Source organism: Isoptericola chiayiensis, assembly GCF_013149805.1.
Taxonomy (GTDB): Bacteria; Actinomycetota; Actinomycetes; order Actinomycetales; family Cellulomonadaceae; genus Isoptericola; species Isoptericola chiayiensis.
Genome location: NZ_JABEZT010000001.1, coordinates 88,803 through 108,265, shown reverse-complemented (window position 1 = coordinate 108,265; position 19,463 = coordinate 88,803). Strand labels below are relative to the sequence as shown.

Sequence of the window (19,463 nt, the reverse complement as noted above, 5' to 3'; positions counted from 1 at the left end):
CACGTCGGCCCCGGAGGGGTGAGGAGCCAGCTGTGAGCACCATCAACGCCGGCACGTTCGGCCAGGACTTCCTGTGGGGGACCGCCACCGCGGCCTACCAGATCGAGGGCGGCGCCACCGAGGGCGGTCGCGGACCGTCGATCTGGGACACGCTGTGCCGCGTCCCCGGCGCTGTGCAGGGCGGCGACACCGGCGACGTCGCCTGCGACCACTACCACCGGTGGCGTGAGGACGTCGACCACCTCGAGCGCCTCGGCGTCGGCGGCTACCGCCTGTCGATCTCCTGGCCCCGGGTCCAGCCCGGCGGTCGCGGACCGCTGAACCCCGAGGGCGTCGCCTTCTACCGCGACCTGCTCGACGCGCTGCGGAGCAAGGGGATCACCCCTTTCGTGACGCTCTACCACTGGGACCTGCCCCAGGAGCTCGAGGACGCCGGCGGGTGGGCCGTGCGGGAGACGGCCGAGGCGTTCGCCGACTACGCCCGGGCCATGGCCCGCGAGCTCGGGAACCGCGTCGCGACGTGGACGACGCTCAACGAGCCGTGGTGCAGCGCCTGTCTCGGGTATGCCTCCGGCGTGCACGCCCCCGGACGGACCGAGCCGGCGTCGGCGCTCGCGGCGGTGCACCACCTGAACCTCGCGCACGGCCTGGCGGTGCGTGCGATCCGCGAGGAGCTGCCCGGGGCGCAGTGCTCGATCACGCTGAACCTGCACGTCTTCCGCGCCGCGACCGCCTCGGACCAGGACGCCGACGCCGTGCGCCAGGTCGACGGCCTCGCCAACCGGGTGTTCCTGGGCCCGCTGCTCGAGGGCGCCTACCCCGACGACGTGCTCGCCGACACCGCGGACGTCTCGGACTGGTCGTTCGTGCGCGACGGCGACCTCGACGTCACGCGGCAGCCGATCGACGTGCTCGGGGTGAACTACTACTCGTCGACCCGGGTGCGGCGGTTCTCCGGCAACGGCGAGCCGGTGCGCGCCGACGGGCACAGGACGACCGTGACCTCGCCCTGGGTCGCCGCGGACGACGTCGAGTTCCTGCCCCAGCCCGGTCCGCACACCGCGATGGGCTGGAACGTGGAGCCGGCAGGGCTGACGGAGCTGCTGGTCTCGCTGCACGAGCGCTACCCGGACCAGCCGCTGGCGGTGACGGAGAACGGCGCGGCGTTCGACGACGTCGTCGTGCCCGACACGGCGCTCGGGATCGACCGGGTGCACGACGTCGCGCGTGTCGCCTACCTGCGCGACCACGTGGCGGCCGTCGGTGCGGCGATCGACGCGGGTGCGGACGTGCGCGGCTACTTCGCCTGGTCGCTCATGGACAACTTCGAGTGGGCCTACGGCTACTCGAAGAGGTTCGGCCTGCTCCGCGTCGACTACGACACGGGCGAGCGCACCTGGAAGGACTCGGCCTACTGGTTCGCCCGCCTGGCCCGGACCGGTCGGCTCCCGGCGGTGTTCGAGGCGCAACCGGTCCTCTGACACGCCGGGCGCCGAGGTGTGAGGAAGATCTGAGCCAGGCTCGTGCGGGCCCCGGACCGGATCTGCACAGCCTGTGGACCGTCGTCGTCCACCGGGTGTGGACGACGGGTGCCGTGCCGCGCGAACCTGCGCCCCGGGAGCCGTCGGGCCGGTGCACGCGGCGGTGGACGACCGCGGTGTCGGAGGCGGGTGAGAAGGTGGTCCCAGGCGTCGTCGAGGTGGCCCGTACCGGCGATTCCGGACGAATCACACGGGCGAAATCACACCCGTGTGAACCACAACATGTCGTGGGCGAGCGGCCGCCGAACACTAGGTGTAGTGTTGGGGACACGTCGCAGCCCTAGGCTCCGACGGAAAGAACATCGGCGTAGTTCCACCGGTGTCGTCCCAGGTCGGAGGCTCTCGCGGAGGGCTTCGCGGGGTCTCGGACGGCAGCTCCCGGAGCTCGTCGGAGCAGAACTCGGGACATCGGACGACCGCCGATCGGGCGGCGAGACAGGGAGTGCGACATGAGCGTCACGGTCTACAGCAAGCCGGCCTGCGTGCAGTGCGACGCGACCTACCGTGCCCTCGACCGCAAGGGCGTGGAGTACGACGTCGTCGACATCACGCAGGACGCCGACGCGCTCGAGATGGTCCGTGGGCTCGGCTACCTGCAGGCGCCGGTCGTCGTCGCCGGCGACACCCACTGGTCGGGCTTCCGCCCCGACCAGATCAGCGCCGTCGCGGCGCAGCAGGCCGTCTCGGCCTGACCCTCGACCCCGGCCCGGTCCCCGACGTCGTCGGCGACCGGGCCGGCTCCACCGCAGCACGACCGACGGGGGGAGCGTGACATGGGATCGCTCGTCTACTTCTCCAGCGTCTCGGAGAACACGCACCGCTTCGTCCAGCGCCTCGGGCTGGAAGAGCTCGGGATGTCGGTCCACCGCATCCCGCTGCGTCCGTCCGACGGCTTCCTGACCGTCGACGAACCGTACGTCCTGATGGCCCCCACCTACGGCGGGGGCAACGAGGGCGGCGCCGTCCCGCGGCAGGTGCGCAAGTTCCTCGGGGACGTGGGGAACCGTTCCTTGATCCGCGGCGTCGTGGCCGCGGGCAACACCAACTTCGGCGCTGCGTACTGCATCGCCGGCGACATCATCTCCGCGAAGTGCCAGGTGCCCTACCTGTACGCCTTCGAACTTCTCGGGACGGCCGAGGACGCCCAGCGCGTCCGTGACGGATTGGGACGATTTTGGCAACGACAGTCACTGATCTCGGCGTGAGCGCAACCTCCGCCGACGCTCCGGAGCAGACCGGGAGCGTGACGCTGCAGCAGTCCGAGCTCGACTACCACGCGCTCAACGCGATGCTGAACCTCTACGGGCCGGACGGCGAGATCCAGTTCGAGAAGGACCGCGAGGCCGCGGCGGCCTACTTCCGTCAGCACGTGCTGCCCAACACGATCGAGTTCGACACGCTCGACGCCAAGCTCGACCACCTGGTCGAGAACAAGTACTACGACCCCGCCGTGCTGGCCAAGTACTCCCGGGCGTTCGTCAAGGAGCTGTTCCAGCGTGCGTACGCCGCGGACTTCCGGTTCGAGTCGTTCCTCGGCGCGTTCAAGTACTACACGTCGTACACGCTCAAGACGTTCGACGGCAAGAAGTACCTCGAGCGCTTCGAGGACCGCGTCTCGATGGTCGCCCTCGGCCTGGCGGACGGTGACGAGCAGGTCGCTCGCGACATCGTCGACGAGGTCATCGCCGGGCGGTTCCAGCCCGCGACCCCGACGTTCCTCAACGTGGGCAAGGCGCAGCGTGGCGAGCCCGTGTCCTGCTTCCTGCTGCGCATCGAGGACAACATGGAGTCCATCGCGCGCGGCATCAACTCCGCCCTGCAGCTCTCCAAGCGCGGCGGCGGCGTCGCCCTGCTGCTCAGCAACGTGCGCGAGCACGGCGCGCCCATCAAGCACATCCAGAACCAGTCCTCCGGCGTCATCCCCGTCATGAAGCTGCTGGAGGACTCGTTCTCCTACGCCAACCAGCTCGGGGCACGCCAGGGCGCCGGCGCCGTCTACCTGCACGCCCATCACCCCGACATCCTGCGTTTCCTCGACACCAAGCGCGAGAACGCCGACGAGAAGATCCGCATCAAGACCCTCTCGCTCGGCGTCGTCATCCCGGACATCACGTTCGAGCTGGCCAAGCGCAACGAGGACATGCACCTGTTCAGCCCGTACGACGTCGAGCGCGTGTACGGCAAGCCGTTCGCCGACATCTCGATCACCGAGAAGTACGACGAGCTCGTCGCCGACGACCGCATCACCAAGAAGACGATCAGGGCGCGCGACTTCTTCCAGACGATCGCGGAGCTGCAGTTCGAGTCCGGGTACCCGTACGTGATGTTCGAGGACACCGTGAACCGGGCGAACCCGATCGCCGGACGTATCACCCACTCCAACCTGTGCTCGGAGATCCTCCAGGTCTCCACGGCGTCGACCTTCAACGAGGACCTGTCGTACGACGAGGTCGGCCGGGACATCTCCTGCAACCTCGGGTCGCTGAACATCGCCAGGACGATGGACTCGCCCGACTTCGGGCACACCATCGACACCGCGATCCGGGCGCTCACCGCCGTGTCGGACCAGACGAGCATCGAGTCGGTGCCGTCGGTGAAGAAGGCGAACGAGCTCGGTCACGCCATCGGCCTCGGCCAGATGAACCTGCACGGCTACCTCGCGCGAGAGCGGATCCACTACGGGTCGACCGAGGGCATCGACTTCACCAACATCTACTTCTACACCGTCGCCTACCACGCGATCGCGGCCTCCAACCGGCTCGCGAAGGAGCGTGGCCGGGCGTTCGGCGGGTTCGCGGACTCGGCGTACGCCTCGGGGGAGTACTTCGACAAGTACACCGACGCCGAGTGGAAGCCGGCGACCGAGCGCGTCGCCCGACTGTTCGCGGACGCCGGCGTGCACGTGCCGACGCAGGACGACTGGCGTGCACTGAAGGCGTCCGTCATGGAGCACGGGATCTACAACCAGAACCTCCAGGCGGTGCCCCCGACCGGGTCGATCAGCTACATCAACCACTCGACGTCGTCGATCCACCCGGTGGCGGCGAAGATCGAGATCCGCAAGGAAGGCAAGCTCGGCCGCGCCTACTACCCGGCGCCGTACATGACGAACGACAACCTGGAGTACTACCAGGACGCGTACGAGATCGGGTACGAGAAGATCATCGACACCTACGCCGCGGCCACGCAGCACGTGGACCAGGGCCTGTCGCTCACCCTGTTCTTCCCGGACACGGTCACCACCCGCGACGTCAACAAGGCGCAGATCTACGCCTGGCGCAAGGGCATCAAGACGCTCTACTACATCCGCCTGCGCCAGCTGGCGCTCGAGGGGACCGAGATCGAGGGCTGCGTCAGCTGCATGCTGTGACGCCTCCGCACCTCCGTCCCCGAACCGCCGCGCACCCCGAAGGAACCGCCATGGCACCCACCGGACAGCTCAAGCTCATCGACCGCGTCAGCGCGATCAACTGGAACCGCCTGCAGGACGAGAAGGACCTGGAGGTGTGGGACCGGCTGGTCGGCAACTTCTGGCTGCCGGAGAAGGTTCCGGTGTCCAACGACATCCAGTCGTGGAACACCCTCTCCGAGGCGGAGAAGCTCATGACCACCCGGGTGTTCACCGGTCTCACGCTGCTGGACACGATCCAGGGCACGGTCGGGGCGGTGTCCCTGATCCCGGACGCGCTGACCCCGCACGAGGAGGCGGTGTACACCAACATCGCGTTCATGGAGTCGGTGCACGCCAAGAGCTACTCGTCGATCTTCTCCACGCTGATCTCCACCAAGGAGATCGACGAGGCCTTCGCCTGGTCCGAGCAGAACCCGCACCTGCAGCGCAAGGCCGAGATCGTCCTCGAGTACTACCGCGGCGACGACCCCCTCAAGCGCAAGGTCGCCTCGACCATGCTCGAGTCGTTCCTGTTCTACTCGGGCTTCTACGCCCCGATGTACTGGTCGAGCCGCGCCAAGCTGACGAACACGGCCGACGTCATCCGCCTCATCATCCGCGACGAGGCCGTCCACGGGTACTACATCGGCTACAAGTACCAGAAGGGGCTGGCCAAGCTCTCGGCCGCCGAGCAGGAGGAGATGAAGGGCTACACCTTCGAGCTCCTCTTCGAGCTGTACGAGAACGAGGTGGAGTACACCGAGTCGTTGTACGGCGAGCTGGGGCTCACCGAGGACGTCAAGAAGTTCCTGCGGTACAACGCCAACAAGGCGCTGATGAACCTCGGCTACGAGGGCCTGTTCCCCAAGGACGAGACCGACGTCAACCCGGCGATCCTCGCGGCGCTGAGCCCGAACGCGGACGAGAACCACGACTTCTTCTCCGGCTCGGGTTCCTCGTACGTGATCGGCAAGGCCGTGGAGACCACGGACGACGACTGGGACTTCTGAGGTCCCGACCGTGGACCGGCCGGGGTGCCGGCCGCGGAGCGGCTGAACCGGCGGAGAACTCTTCGCGACGATGCGCCGGTGAGCCTGGACATGGTGCAGATCCTGTGCCTGAATAGCGAAGGTCGAACGAACCCTGCTCCCGGAGCTCGCCTCCGTCGAAGGAGAAACGTGTCCTCACTCCGCAGCCGACTCATCCCCGCGACCGCGGCCCTCGGCGCCGTCGCTCTCACCGCCGGGCTGGCCGCGCCGGCCGTGGCCGGCGACCGCGACCGGCATCACGGCCACAGCGGCGCCGACTTCACCCTGACGATCCTGCACAACAACGACGGCGAGTCCAGCCTGCTGCCGACGACGGTCGACGACGCCGAGTACGGCGGCATCGCCCGGTTCGTCCGCAAGGTCGACACCCTGCGGTGGCGCTCGTACCTCAACTACGACCGCGGCGAGTCGTTCAAGCGCGGCGTCGTCACGCTGAACTCCGGGGACAACTTCCTCGCGGGCACGACGTTCCAGGCCTCGCGCGAGGAGGGCGCGCCGTTCTACGACGCGGTGGCCCAGAACCTCGTCGGCTACGACGCGCTCGGAGTGGGCAACCACGAGTTCGACTTCGGTCCGGGCGTGTTCGGCGAGCTGGTGCGCGACGTCAAGCGCACCCCGTTCGTCTCCGCCAACCTCGACTACTCGGCGGAGGACTCCCTGGCCGGCCTGCGCCAGCTCGTCCCCAGCACCGTGATCCGCGAGCGCGGCGAGAAGATCGGCGTCGTCGGCCTGACCACGCCGTCGCTGCCGACGATCTCCTCGCCGGGCGACGTCGAGGTCCTGACCGACCTCGCCGGGATCGCGCAGGAGCAGGTCGACGCGCTCACCGAGCGCGGCGTGGACAAGATCATCCTGGTCTCGCACCTGCAGGGGCTGAGCAGCGAGCTCGAGCTGGTCGGTTCGCTGACCGACGTCGACGTCGTCATCGGCGGCGGCGGCGACGAGATCCTCGCCGACGACTCGACCCAGCTCTTCCCGGGTGACGCCGACGACGTGTACGGCGAGTACCCCCAGATCGCCACGGACGCCGACGGCACCGAGGTGCCGGTGGTGACGACGCCCGGCAACTACCGGTACGTCGGTCAGCTGGAGGTGACGTTCGACCGCAAGGGCGACGTCGTCGGCATCGACGGCGGCGACTCGGGCATCAAGGTCGTCACCGACACCGGTGCCGAGGCCGTGGGCACGAGCCGGAAGGCCGAGCGCAAGATCGAGGAGCCGGTGGCGGCGTACGAGGCCGCCCTGGCCGAGGACATCGTGGCGACCAGCGACGTGGTCCTCGACTGCGAGCGCAGCGAGGTGCGCGGCGTCGAGGCGAACTGCGGCAACCTGATCGCCGACGCCCACCTGTGGACCGCGCAGCAGGCGGCCGCCGACTTCGGTCTGGACGCGCCGCAGGTGGCGATCCAGAACGGTGGCGGCATCCGCGGCGAGATCGACCAGGAGGCGGGTCCCGTCTCGGTCGCCGACACGTTCCGGCTGCAGCCGTTCGGCAACTTCGTCGCCATCGCCGAGGACGTGCCGGTCGAGACGTTCCGCCAGATCCTGGAGGAGGGCGCCTTCCGGCTCCCCGAGTCCGGGGACGGCGCGTTCGTCCAGGCCGCCGGCTTCAGCTACACCGTCGACACCTCCTTCCCGGCGCGGGACGCGGACCAGTCCACCGGTGAGCAGTTCGCCCCGGGTGAGCGGGTCCGCTCGGTCGTGCTGGACGACGGGACGGTCCTGGTCGAGGACGGGGTGTCGGTCGACGGCACGGTCGACGTCGCCGGCCTGAACTTCTCGCTGAACGGCGGGGACGCCTACCCGACGCTCGAGAACACCACCATCGGTGTCTCCGACCAGCAGTCCCTGGAGAACTTCCTGGCCGAGGCGCTCGGTGGGGTCGTCAGCCAGGCCGACTACCCGCGCGGCGGGGAGGGGCGGATCACGATCGAGTGATCGGCTCGCACGTCCGCTGAGACGGGCCGCGCTCCACCGGGGCGCGGCCCGTCGTCGTACCGGGCCCCGGCCTCACGCCACGACGTCGGGCGCGGCGCCCTCGACCGGAGGTTCGGCGGACCAGGGGAACGTGATCCACAGGTCCGTCTCCCGCCAGGAGTAGTCGGGCCGGATGATCGAGCGTGGTTTGGTGTACAGGACGGCCGAGCGTGCGTCGGCACCACGTTCGCCCAGCTTGCGCATGACCAGCTCCAGCGTCCGCCCCGAGTCCGCGACGTCGTCCACGACGAGCACGCGGGAGCCGGGCAGCTCGGAGGTGTCCATCAGCGGCGGCAGGATGCGCGGGTCGTCGAGGGTGCGTCCGATGTCGGTGTAGAACTCGACGTTCATCGTCCCGACGCCCTTGGTGCCCAGCGCGTAGGCGACGGCCCCGCCCGGCACCAGCCCGCCGCGGGCCACGGCGACGACGACGTCGGGTCGGAACCCGTCGGCGACGACGTCCTCGGCCAGCCGGCGCGCCGCGGTGCCGAAGTCGGACCAGGTCAGGATCTCGCGCTCCGTGCTCGTCATGGATCCGAGGTTCTCACGCCTCGCACGTCCGGGCCGCCTCCCGGTGGACGACGACGCCCCCGCACCTCGAGCGGTGCGGGGGCGTCGTGGTCGGTGCGCCCACGTCGCGGGGGAGTTGCCTACCCCGGCGGAGGTTTGCCTACCTCGCGGGGGAGTTGCCTACTTCGCGGGAGGGGCAGGGTCAGGAGGCGTCGAGGATGTCGACGACGAAGATCAGGTCCTGACCGGCGAGCTCGTTGTCCTCGCTCTCCTCGGCGCCGTAGGCCTGCGCGGCGGGGATCACGAGCAGCACCTGGCTGCCGACGGTCTGGCCGGACAGGCCCTCGGTCCAGCCCTCGATGACGGCCTGCAGGGAGAAGGACGCGGGCTCGCCGCGCTCCCAGGAGGAGTCGAAGACCTCGCCGTCGGTGGTCCAGCCGGTGTAATGGGCGCGCACCGTCTGGTCGGCGGAGACCTCGGCGCCGTCACCCCGGATCAGGGTCTGGGCCACGAGCTCGTCGGGCGCCTCGTAGCCGTCGGGGATCTCGACGGACGGGGTGCCGTCGTCGGCCAGGGAGACGGTCGGCAGGCCCTCGGCGGGCTCGACGGCCTCACCCTCGGCGCGGGTCGGCACCTCGACGACGTCGGTGACCTCGATGAGGTTGACGACGGTGGTCGGGTTGTTCTCGGCGTCGTAGGTGGGGTTCGCGATCAGGATGCGCGCGCCGACCTGCTGACCGGCCAGCGGGTCGGTCAGCAGCGAGTAGTTCGCCTCGCCGAAGAAGAAGCTCTCGGGGGCGTCGGTCTCCCAGGTCGACCCGATCCGCTCGCCCGCGGCGTCGTAGGCCACGTACTGCACCGTGACCTTCATGCCCTCGGCGATCTCGGCCCCGTCACCCTCGTCGACGACCCGCGAGGTCGGCACGGACACCTCGATCGAGTCGTAGGACAGCTCCGGCTCCTCACCGGGGTCACCCGTCACCTCGACGGCCTCCAGCGCCGCCACGTCCTCCTCGGTGGGCTCCGGCGGTGCCGTCGCCTCGGCGGACTGGGTGGCCTCCGTCGACGCGGACTCCGACGCCGTCGGTTCGGCCGACCCTCCGTCGGAGCACGAGGCGAGCAGGAGGGTGGAGGCGAGCGCTGCGGCGACGCCTGCGGTACGGAGCTTCACGAGAGACCCTTCGGTCGCGGGGGAGTGCTGGTCCGGGTCGACGGACCCGGGACACTCTAACGGTCGGGACGTCCTCCCGGTTCCGGGCCGACGCGCGAGAATGGGTGCCATGCCCTCACGTCGACCCTCGCGCAAGCGGCCCTGGAACGCCCAGCACCAGCCCCTCGACCTCGACCGGGCGCTCGGCGGCGTCCGGCACGTCAGCGGCGGCGACGGGGAGTGGACCGTGCGCCGCGTCAAGGGCGGCGACAAGGCGTACACGTGCCCCGCGTGCCACCAGACGATCCCTCCCGGCACGGCGCACGTCGTCGCGTGGCAGCGCGACGTCGTCGGCGGCGAGCAGGCCGGCCTGGAGGCGCGTCGGCACTGGCACCGGTCGTGCTTCGACCGGCGCGAACGCCTGCTCTGAGCAGGGGAGCCGCTCCCGGCCGCGCCGTCGTCCCCACCGGGCGGGAGCGCGGGCGCGAACTAGGCTGGAGACGATGAACGACGACGCCGCCACCGGCCACCAGATCCGCTCGATGACCGTCCTGCCCGCCCGCCGCGAGGACGTCGACCTGCACACCGCGGACGGGCTGACGCTCGTCGGCGAGCTCGCGCTGCCCGCCGCGAAGGACCCCGCGGCGAGCCTGCTGACGCTGCACCCGCTGCCCACCCACGGCGGGTACATGGACTCCCACGTCTACCGCAAGGCCGCCTGGCGGCTGCCCGCGCTCGCCGACCTCGCCGTCCTGCGCTTCAACACGCGCGGCACCTCCTCGCCGCGCGGCACCTCCGAGGGGGAGTTCGACGGCGGTGACGCCGAGAGGTTCGACGTCGCGGCCGCGCTCGAGCTCGCCGAGTTCCGCGAGCTGCCCCGCCCGTGGCTCGTCGGCTGGTCCTTCGGCACCGAGCTGGTGCTCAAGCACGGCGCCGACCCGAGCATCGAGGGTGCGATCCTGCTCTCGCCGCCGCTGCACCGCGCCACCGACGCCGACCTGGACCGGTGGGCCGAGTTCGGCAAACCGCTCGTGGTCCTGGTCCCGGAGCTCGACGACTACCTGCAGCCCGCCGAGGCCCGCGAGCGGTTCGCCCGCGTGCCGCAGGCCGAGGTCATCGGCGTCGACGGCGCCAAGCATCTCTGGGTCGGCGAGCCGGCGGTGCGCCGCGTGCTCGACGAGATCGTCCAGCACGTGCTGCCGGGTCACGACCCGCTGCCCACCCACTACGACGGCGACGTCGAGCAGGCCTCGGACGTCGCCCCGGCCACCACGAGAGGATGAGGGACCGATGACGCGACCGCACCTGGCCACGACCGTTCTGCGCGACGGAGCCGGTCCACCGCTCGTGCTGCTGCACGGCTTCCCGCTGGACCTGCGGATGTGGCGGCCGGTGGCCGAAGCCCTGCCGGCCGGGATCCGTGTCATCGGCGTCGACCTGCCGGGTCAGGGGCACAGCGACCTCGACCACCTGCCCCCGTCGCTCGACGCGGCGGCCGACGCCGTGCACGCCACCCTGCGGGCCCAGGGGGAGGGCAACGCGGTCGTCGTGGGGCTCTCGATGGGCGGCTACGTCGCGCTCGCCCTCGCCGAGCGGCACGGCGACTTCGTGCACGGTCTGGGGCTGGTCGACACGAAGGCCACCGCCGACACGCCCGAGGCGCGGGACAACCGCCGCAAGATCGCGCGGGACGTCGAGGACACCCAGACCGTGGACGCCGTGCGCGGCATGCCCGCCAAGCTCCTCGGCCCGACCAGCGAGCTCGAGCGTCGTGCCCTCTACCCGGCCGTCGACCACTGGATCCGCAGCCAGTCCCCGACCGGCGTGGCCTGGGCCCAGCGGGCCATGGCGGCTCGCCCGGACCGCACCGCCGCGCTCGCCGACTTCGACGGGCCCGTGGCCGTCGTGGTCGGCGCCGAGGACGACATCACCCCGGTCGACGACGCCCGCCACATGGTGGAGGCGGCCCGCCACGGGGTCCTGACGGTGGTGCCGAACGCCGGCCACCTGACCGCCCTCGAGGAGCCCGCGGCCGTCGCGAAGGCCCTCGCGGACCTGCACCACCGGGCCGCGCACGGCTGACGCCGCTCCGGCACGACGGGCCGACGCCCGGCAGACGACGAGGCCCCCGCGTCGCGCGACGCGAGGGCCTCGTGGTGCCCGAGGGCTGCGGCTCAGGCCTGCGACCGGGCCGGGGTGTCCTCGGCCGGGGTACCGGCCTCGGCCTCGTCGTCGGCGGAGTGCGTCGACGCGGCGCGCGCCACCTGGGCAGGGGTCCTGCCGTCGGAGGCGTCCCGCGCCGGCGTGCCGGCCTCGGCGTCGTCGTCGCCCGCACCGGACGCCGAGGACTCCGCGGGCGAGCCGGCCCCGCTCTGGGCCGAGTCGGTCCAGGAGGGGCTCTCCTCGGTCACCGTGTCGTCGCCCCCGGCCTCCTCGGCGCGCTCCGTGCCCAGCAGACCGCGCAGCTCCTCGAGGTAGGAGTTGATCGAGTCGTGGCGACGGGTGAGGTCCTCGAGCTGGCGCTCCGCGGTGGTGCGGCTCTGGTCGGCCTCGGTCCGCGCGTCGTTGACGGTCTGCTCGGCGAAGGTCCGGGCCTCGGAGACGATGGAGTCCGCCGTGCGGCGCGCGTCGGCGACGAGCTCCTTGACGTAGGTGTCGGACTCGGACCGCACCTGGTCGGCCTGCTGCAGCGCCGCGGCGACACGCTTCTCCGCCTCGGAGGCGTGCTCCTCGGCGACGGCGATCAGCCGTTCGGTCTCGGCTCGCGCCGTCTCGTGGCGTTCGGCGGCCTCGGCCTCGACCCGCTCGCGGGTCTGCGCGGCCTCGAGCTCGGCGTCGGACAGCTCCCGGCGCGCCCGCTCGCGCAGCTCCTCCAGCTCGGAGGTGACCGAGTTCGCGGCTTCCGCCGCCTGGTGCTTGGCCTCGGCGACGATCCGCGCGGCCTCGTTCCGGGTGCGTTCCAGCAGGTCGTTGGCCTCCCGCTCGGCCTCCTCGCGCGCGGCGGCGGCCTCCGCCGCGGCCTCGGCGCGCAGCTGCGCGATCTCGCGGTCCGCGGCGACACGGGCCTCGGTGATCTCCCGCTCGGCCGTGGACCGCTGGGTCCCGATCTCGCGCTCGAGGCCGGCGCGGCGCTCGTTCTCCTCGGTGGTCAGCGTGCTGGTGATCAGCGCGGCCTCCCGCTCGGCGGAGCCGACGAGCTCCTCGGCGCGCCGCTGGGCCCCCTGGAGGGTGCCCTCGGCCTCCGCGCGGGTCGTGGACCGCACCTCCTCGGCCTCGCGCCGCGCGCTGGCGAGCAGCTCGGAGGCCTCCGACTCGGCGCGCTGGCGCACCTGCCCGGCGGAGAGCTTGGCGCGGGCCATGATGTCCGAGGCCTGCTGGTTCGCCTGGGTCATCACCTCGGCGGCCTGCTCGTCCGCGGACCGCAGGAGGCGCTCGGCGCGGGCCCCGAGGCCCGCGTAGGAGGGCTTGTCGTTCTCCCGCAGCTGGCGGTGCGCCTCGGCCAGCTCGGACGAGAGCTGCATGGCGCGTGCGTCGGTGGACTCGACGTTGCGGCGGGCCTCGTCCACCGCCTGCTCGAGGCGGGAGATCTGGTTCTCCACCGCGGCCCGGTCGTAACCGCGCATGGTGATGGGGAAGAGCGTGCGCTCGTCGGACACGTGGAGACCTCCGTGTAGTCAGTGGGTGCCCCGGCTCCGGTCAGGATAGTGGGCACGGGTGCGCACCGATACCTGAGGCGCCGGTCCGGCGGTGCTGTGGGCCACGTCGCCGCAGGCGGGGTGGGCACGGCGATGCCAGTCGTGGCAGGCTCGGGGACGCCGGTACCGGACTCGTGAAGGGTTCGTGAACCGATCCTGCGCAGAGCCTCCCGACGACCGGAGGTCCGGCGCGGATACCTATCCTGAGGAGTCCACGTCGAAAGGGAATCTCGGTGCTGCAACGCATACTCGGTGTCGTCCTCGTGGTCGCTGGCCTGGGCGCCATCGTGTTCGGGGTCGCGACGGCGACGGTCCTGCGCGAGTCGGACTCCGTCGTGGCCACGGCCGCGCCCGCCGGAGACGGCACGCTCGTGGTCACCGACCCCGGCGTCCTCGGGCTCGTCGACTCCGACGTGACGGTGACCGCCTCGGTGCCGCAGGGGCAGGAGGTGACGGTCGTCGTCGGTCGCGACGTCGACGTCGAGGGCTGGATCGGCGAGGACCCGTACACCCGGGTCACGGGACTGAGCGACTGGGAGACCCTCGCGACCGAGGAGGTCGTGCCCGAGACCGACGAGTCCGAGGAGCCCGCCGAGTCCGAGGACGCCGACGCCGCCCCGCCGGCCGACCCCGCCGGCTCCGACATGTGGGTGACCGAGCTCTCCGACGCCGAGCAGGTGACCCTGCGCTGGACCGACCGCCCGGGCCGCTGGGTCCTGCTCGCGGCCGGGACCGGGCCGGCGCCCGTCGAGGACGGCGCCGAGGACGAGCAGGAGGGTGCGGACGCGCCGGCCGACGAGGCCGTGGCGCAGGCGCCGACCCTGGAGCTCACCTGGGACCGCCAGGTGGGGACGCCGCTGCTCTGGCCGGCCGTCGGCGGCGGCGCGGTGCTGCTCCTGATCGGCGTCGTGCTGCTGATCGCCGGCCGACGCCGCCGCAAGCGGTCCCGGCGTTCGACGGCGGCCGCCGGGGTCGAGGTCGCCGCACCCGCGTCGAGCGGGTCGGGCGCGTCGCCCGCGAGCACGTCGTCCCCAGCGCGCGACGACGTCGCCTCGTCGCCGGCACCCTTCGCGCCGACCACCCTCGGCCCGGGCGCGAGCGGGTGGCCGGCGGCCACGCCGAGCACGTCGAGCACGCCGGGCACGTCCGGCACGTCGAGCACGCCCGTGCCCGCGCCGTTCGCGGCCGGCGGGCAGGACGGGACCGACACCGGTGCCGGCGAGACCACCGCGGAGCCCGCCGCGGAGCCCGCCGCGCAGGACGACGAGACCGCCGAGAGCTCGTCCGCGTCCGGGGGGCGCACCGGTACCGCGCCGGTACCCGTCGCGGGCCGCTTCCGGCGTTCGCGCCTGCGGCGTCGGTCCGACGACGGCGCCCCGGCGGCGTCCGACGGCCCCGCGGCGCCCGCGGCGGACGGCCCCGCGCCGGTGCCCGCACCCGTGCCCGCGCCGTCGCCCGCCACCGGCTCGGACGACGTACCGGCCGACGCGCCGACCTCGGCGACCTCGCCGACCCTGCCGGAGGGACGGCCCCTGACCCGGCGCGAGCTGCGCCGTCGCGAGGAGGAGCGCCGCGCGGCCGAGCAGACCGGCGTCGGACGCGCCTTCCGGGCGCTGACGGGCCAGACGCCGGCGGTGCCGCCCGCCGCCGCCCCCGCCCCCGAGGACGGCACGACCGAGGCGACCGGCTCGCGGCGCGCCTCCGCCTGGCGCGAGACCTGGGGCTTTGGGGACGCCGCCGGCACCACGAAGCCCGACGACACGACCGACGGGGGAGCACGATGACCCGCACCGAGCCGATCAACGCACCCCTCCGCCGCCGTCGGGCCGGGCGTGGTGCTGCCGCCGTCGCGGCGGCGGCGACCACCGGACTGCTCCTGACGGCCTGCGCCGAGGAGATCCCGCAGCCGGCCGCCGACGAGCCCTTCGCCGGGCCCGCGCTCACCGCGGACCAGGAGACCGCGGTCGTGCAGGCCGTGGCCGAGACGGTCGAGAAGGCCGACGCGGAGCTCGCGCCCAAGCAGCTCGACGCCCGCGTCCAGGGACCGGCCCGCGAGGTGCGCGCGAGCCAGATCAAGGTGGCGAAGGCGCGCGACGACGACTCCCTGATCACCTCGATCCCGGCCGAGCTGCAGCGCATGATCATTCCCACGACCGAGTCGTGGCCGCGGGTGAGCTTCACGATCACCGAGGAGACCGAGAACCTCGAGGTGCCGCGCCTGGTCGCCTACGAGCAGTCCTCGGCGCGCGACAACTACAAGATGCGCAGCTGGGTCCAGCTCATCCCCGGCACCACCATGCCGAACTTCGCCGACCCCGAGGTGATCGGCTCCGAGGCCGTCGCCACCGACGACGACTCGCTCGCCGCCTCCCCGGAGCAGGCCCTGAACCGCTACGCGGACCTGGTGGCCAACGGCGACGACTCGGAGTTCGCCGACCAGTTCGAGCTGCCCGGGGACAGCCCGGACCTCGTCCAGCGCGTGCAGGCCGACGCCCGCAACGTGCGCGGCGACGACGGGTTCCAGGAGGCCGACGGCTCCTACCGGCTGGCCTTCGCCTCCCGTGGCGGCGAGGTCGTCGCGGTACGGACCTCCGACGGCGGGGCGCTCGTGATGGGCGTCCTCGACGGCAACGTCCGGGCCACGGTCGAGGAGGACGGCGAGATCGGTCCGCTCACCGAGACGCAGAAGGCCCTCATCGGGGACGAGGACAACACCAACGAGCTCTATGTCGAGTACACCGACCAGGTGGCGCTGTACGTGCCGCCGTCGGGCTCGGAGGAGAAGATCCGTCCGCTCGGCTACTCCCACGTGCCGACCGACGCCTCGACGTCGGTGCCGGCCAAGAAGGACCGCAACACCGCCCGGTGACCGCCGTCCGACGGCGCGGACGGCCACCACGAGTTCGTAGGATGTGCGCATGAGCAACCCCACGCCCGAGCCGACCTTCAGCCCGCGCGGCGCCGTCGACCTGTCGGCGCTGAACCGCCCCCAGTCGCCGCCCCCGGGGGAGCCGGGCGGCGCGCCGACCGCCGGCGGGTTCGTCGTCGACGTCACCGACGCCAACTTCGAGCAGACGGTCAAGGACTCCACGAAGCACGTCGTGGTGATGCTGCTGTGGAAGCCCACGGACCAGGCCAACGCCGAGCTCGCCACCACGCTGGGCCGGATCGCCGAGGAGTACGCGGGCCGGTTCCTGCTCGGTCGTCTCGACGTCGACGCCTACCCGCAGATCGCGGCGGCCTTCCAGCCGCAGGGCGTGCCGACCGTGGTCGCTGTGCTGCAGGGCCAGCCGCTGCCGCTGTTCGCGGGCGCGGCCTCCGAGGAGCAGGTCCGCGGCGTGCTCGACCAGGTCTTCGCCGCCGCGGAGCAGAACGGAGTCACCGGTCGGGTCGCCGGCGCGGGAGATGCTGCCGGCGAGGAGGAGCCCGCCGAACCGGTCGAGGAGCCGCTGCCGCCGCTGCACCAGGAGGCCTACGACGCCATCGAGCGCGACGACCTCGAGGCGGCCGAGGCGGCGTACGCCAAGGCGATCAAGCAGGACCCGAAGGACGCCGACGCGATCGCCGGGCGGGCGCAGGTGCGCCTCATGCGGCGGACCCGCGGGGCCGACCTGCAGCAGGTGCGCCAGGCGGCCGCGGACGCGCCGGCGGACGTCTCCGCGCAGCTCGCGGTGGCCGACATGGACATGCTGGGCGGCAAGGTCGACGACGCGCTCGACCGGCTGATGCAGCTGCTGCCCGCCTCCGACGGCGACGACAAGGAGGCGCTGCGGGCGCGGCTGGTCGACTACTTCGAGGTCGTCGGCCCGACGGACCCGCGGGTGGCCAAGGCGCGCCGGCGCCTGGCGATGTACCTGTACTGAGGCACCGGCAGGCACCGGCACCGCGTCGGGTGCCGGCCGGGCGGCTCAGGGGGCCGTGGCCGGGACGAGCACCAGGGCGCCCAGCGGGGGGACCCGCAGGGCGGCCGAGTGCTCCCGCCCGTGCCACGGCACGTCCTCCGCGAGCACGGGTCCGGTGTTGACCACCCCGGAGCCCCCGTACTCGGGGGCGTCGGTGTTGAGGGCCTCGGTCCACGTGCGCCCGTCCGGCAGCCCGATCCGGTAGCCCTCGTAGGGGATGCCCGCGAAGTTGACGACGACCACCACGGGGGAGCCGTCCGCGGCGCGACGCACGTAGGACAGCACGTTGCGGGCGGCGTCGTCGGCGTCGATCCACTCGAAGCCGGAGCCGTCGAAGTCCCGCTCCCACAGCGCCGGCGTCGCGCGGTACAGAGCGTTGAGGTCGCGCACCGTGCGCTGCACCCCGGCGTGACCGGCGTCGTCGAGGTGCCACCAGTCGACGCCGCGACCCTCGTTCCACTCGGCGTCCTGGGCGATCTCGGAGCCCATGAAGAGCAGCTGCTTGCCCGGGTGCGTCCACTGGTAGGCCAGGAACGAGCGCACGCCCGCGAGCTGCTTCCACCGGTCGCCCGGCATCTTGCGCAGCAGCGACCCCTTGCCGTGCACGACCTCGTCGTGGCTGATGGGCAGCACGTACTGCTCGGAGAACGCGTAGACCAGCGAGAACGTCAGCTCGCCGTGGTGGTGGCTGCGGTACATCGGGTCGCGGGACACGTACTCGAGGGAGTCGTTCATCCAGCCCATGTTCCACTTCAGCCCGAACCCGAGGCCGCCGGAGCTCGTGGGCCGGGTGACCCCCGGGTAGGCGGTGGACTCCTCGGCGATGATCATCGTGCCGGGGTTGCGCCGGTAGGCCGTGGCGTTGGCCTCCTGCAGGAACGAGATCGCCTCGAGGTTCTCGCGCCCGCCGTGGACGTTGGGCACCCACTCGCCGTCGTTGCGGGAGTAGTCGAGGTAGAGCATCGAGGCGACGGCGTCGACCCGCAGACCGTCGGCGTGGAACTCCTCGAGCCAGTAGGTCGCGTTGGCGACCAGGAAGTTGCGCACCTCGCGGCGGCCGAAGTCGAAGACGTAGGTGCCCCAGTCGGGCTGCTCGCCGCGGCGCGGGTCGGGGTGCTCGTACAGCGGGGTGCCGTCGAACCGCGCGAGCGCGAACTCGTCCTTGGGGAAGTGGCCGGGCACCCAGTCGAGCAGCACGCCGACGCCGGCCTGGTGCAGCCGGTCGACGAGGTGGCGGAAGTCGTCGGGCGAGCCGAGCCGGGAGGTGGGGGCGAAGTAGCCCGTGACCTGGTAGCCCCACGAGCCGCCGAACGGGTGCTCGGCCACCGGGAGGAGCTCGACGTGCGTGAAGCCCTGCTCGACGACGTAGGCGGTGAGCTCCTCGGCGAGCTCGCGGTAGCCGAGACCCGGCCGCCACGAGGCCAGGTGGACCTCGTAGACGCTCATCGGGCCGCCGTGCGGGTCGGCCTCACGCCGACGGGCCATCCACGCGTCGTCGCCCCAGGTGTACTCGGAGTGGGTGACGACGGAGGCCGTCGCCGGGGGCACCTCCGCGGCCTTGGCCATGGGGTCGGCCTTGGCGCGCCAGATGCCGTCCGGTCCGCAGACCTCGTACTTGTAGCGGGTGCCGGGGCCCACGTCGGGCACGAACAGCTCCCACACGCCGCTCGAGCCGAGGGAGCGCATCGGGTGCACCCCGCTCCACCGGTTGTGGTCCCCGACGAGGCGGACGCCGCGGGCGTTCGGGGCCCAGACGGCGAAGCTCGTGCCGACGACGTCGCCCAGCGCGCTGGGGTAGACGTGGCGGTTGGCGCCGAGCACCCGCCAGAGCTGCTCGTGGCGGCCCTCGCCCACGAGGTGCAGGTCGACCTCGCCGAGCGACGGCAGGAACCGGTACGGGTCGTCGCCGGTGTGCACGTCGTCGCCGTACCGCGTGCGCACCCGGTAGTCGGGGGCGTGGCGGGTCCCGTCGTCGTCCGTCGGCACGGGCACGACGGCGGTCCACACGCCGGCCGCCTCGTGCCGGGCCGCGTGTTCCCAGGGTCCGTCGGGGCCGTCGCCGAGGACGACGACCTCGTCGGCGAGCGGGCGCAGCACGCGCACGGCGGCCCACGGTCCGGACTCGAGCAGGTGCGGGCCGAGCACGGCGTGCGGGTCGTGGGCCGTGCCGCGGGCGACGGCGGTGAGGTGCTCCGGGTCGACGGTGGGCGGCTCAGGCGTCATACCGCCACCCTTCCACGCCCGGCGC

General features: G+C 72.2%; 16 protein-coding genes. 12 read left to right on the top strand and 4 right to left on the bottom strand.

Going from position 1 to position 19,463, the window contains the following annotated elements:
• Positions 1–32 precede the first annotated feature (32 nt).
• The 6 genes from HDG68_RS00420 to HDG68_RS00395 all read left to right on the top strand — a co-directional run bounded on the left by HDG68_RS00420 (position 33) and on the right by HDG68_RS00395 (position 7,919).
• On the top strand, positions 33–1,481 hold the full coding sequence (locus HDG68_RS00420) for a GH1 family beta-glucosidase (RefSeq protein ID WP_343037340.1): 1,449 nt from the start codon (positions 33–35) through the stop codon (positions 1,479–1,481).
• Between the two features lie 509 nt (positions 1,482–1,990).
• On the top strand, positions 1,991–2,233 hold the full coding sequence (gene nrdH, locus HDG68_RS00415) for a glutaredoxin-like protein NrdH (protein WP_172148242.1): 243 nt from the start codon (positions 1,991–1,993) through the stop codon (positions 2,231–2,233).
• 81 nt (positions 2,234–2,314) lie between these two features.
• A complete protein-coding gene (gene nrdI / locus HDG68_RS00410) occupies positions 2,315–2,746 on the top strand; it encodes a class Ib ribonucleoside-diphosphate reductase assembly flavoprotein NrdI (RefSeq protein ID WP_172148240.1) in 432 nt (143 codons plus the stop codon).
• Positions 2,704–4,911, top strand: a complete 2,208-nt coding sequence (gene nrdE, locus HDG68_RS00405; RefSeq protein WP_425483719.1) for a class 1b ribonucleoside-diphosphate reductase subunit alpha — start codon at positions 2,704–2,706, stop codon at positions 4,909–4,911. The genes nrdI and nrdE overlap by 43 nt, the downstream gene beginning before the upstream one ends.
• Before the next feature lie 50 nt (positions 4,912–4,961).
• Positions 4,962–5,942, top strand: coding sequence for a class 1b ribonucleoside-diphosphate reductase subunit beta (gene nrdF / locus HDG68_RS00400; protein ID WP_172148238.1), 981 nt, complete (start codon positions 4,962–4,964; stop codon positions 5,940–5,942).
• Positions 5,943–6,110: 168 nt separating this feature from the next.
• On the top strand, positions 6,111–7,919 hold the full coding sequence (locus tag HDG68_RS00395; protein ID WP_216647863.1) for a 5'-nucleotidase C-terminal domain-containing protein: 1,809 nt from the start codon (positions 6,111–6,113) through the stop codon (positions 7,917–7,919).
• 72 nt (positions 7,920–7,991) lie between these two features.
• Here HDG68_RS00395 and HDG68_RS00390 read toward each other — a convergent pair whose 3' ends face one another.
• On the bottom strand, positions 7,992–8,489 hold the full coding sequence (locus HDG68_RS00390) for a phosphoribosyltransferase (protein ID WP_172148236.1): 498 nt from the start codon (positions 8,487–8,489) through the stop codon (positions 7,992–7,994).
• Positions 8,490–8,670: 181 nt separating this feature from the next.
• Positions 8,671–9,639, bottom strand: coding sequence for an FKBP-type peptidyl-prolyl cis-trans isomerase (locus HDG68_RS00385; RefSeq protein WP_172148234.1), 969 nt, complete (start codon positions 9,637–9,639; stop codon positions 8,671–8,673).
• Positions 9,640–9,748: 109 nt separating this feature from the next.
• Between HDG68_RS00385 and HDG68_RS00380 the strand changes: the two genes are divergently transcribed.
• The 3 genes from HDG68_RS00380 to HDG68_RS00370 all read left to right on the top strand — a co-directional run bounded on the left by HDG68_RS00380 (position 9,749) and on the right by HDG68_RS00370 (position 11,700).
• Positions 9,749–10,048 carry a hypothetical protein gene (locus HDG68_RS00380; protein ID WP_172148232.1) on the top strand — a complete coding sequence of 100 codons (300 nt, stop codon included), beginning with the start codon at positions 9,749–9,751 and terminating at the stop codon, positions 10,046–10,048.
• A 73-nt stretch (positions 10,049–10,121) separates the two neighbouring features.
• Complete coding sequence (locus HDG68_RS00375) at positions 10,122–10,901, top strand: alpha/beta hydrolase (RefSeq protein ID WP_172148230.1); 780 nt, start codon at positions 10,122–10,124, stop codon at positions 10,899–10,901.
• A 7-nt stretch (positions 10,902–10,908) separates the two neighbouring features.
• The gene (locus HDG68_RS00370) at positions 10,909–11,700 is read left to right on the top strand and encodes an alpha/beta fold hydrolase (RefSeq protein ID WP_172148228.1); all 792 of its coding nucleotides are present in this window, start codon (positions 10,909–10,911) and stop codon (positions 11,698–11,700) included.
• 92 nt (positions 11,701–11,792) lie between these two features.
• Here HDG68_RS00370 and HDG68_RS00365 read toward each other — a convergent pair whose 3' ends face one another.
• Positions 11,793–13,274, bottom strand: a complete 1,482-nt coding sequence (locus HDG68_RS00365) for a coiled-coil domain-containing protein (RefSeq protein WP_343037339.1) — start codon at positions 13,272–13,274, stop codon at positions 11,793–11,795.
• Positions 13,275–13,546: 272 nt separating this feature from the next.
• Here HDG68_RS00365 and HDG68_RS00360 point away from each other — a divergent pair, with 272 nt between their 5' ends.
• The 3 genes from HDG68_RS00360 to HDG68_RS00350 are packed head-to-tail and all read left to right on the top strand — an operon-like array spanning position 13,547 to position 17,176.
• Entirely contained in the window at positions 13,547–15,097 is a 1,551-nt protein-coding gene (locus HDG68_RS00360; RefSeq protein ID WP_172148226.1) for a hypothetical protein, read from the top strand.
• Positions 15,094–16,182, top strand: a complete 1,089-nt coding sequence (locus HDG68_RS00355) for a DUF8094 domain-containing protein (protein ID WP_172148224.1) — start codon at positions 15,094–15,096, stop codon at positions 16,180–16,182. The genes HDG68_RS00360 and HDG68_RS00355 overlap by 4 nt, the downstream gene beginning before the upstream one ends.
• Before the next feature lie 49 nt (positions 16,183–16,231).
• Positions 16,232–17,176: a tetratricopeptide repeat protein gene (locus HDG68_RS00350; RefSeq protein ID WP_172148222.1), complete on the top strand. Its 945-nt coding sequence runs from the start codon at positions 16,232–16,234 to the stop codon at positions 17,174–17,176.
• A 45-nt stretch (positions 17,177–17,221) separates the two neighbouring features.
• On the opposite strand, the gene glgB is transcribed toward HDG68_RS00350, so the two are convergent.
• Complete coding sequence (glgB, locus tag HDG68_RS00345) at positions 17,222–19,438, bottom strand: 1,4-alpha-glucan branching protein GlgB (RefSeq protein WP_172148220.1); 2,217 nt, start codon at positions 19,436–19,438, stop codon at positions 17,222–17,224.
• Between the last annotated feature and the right edge of the window lie 25 nt (positions 19,439–19,463).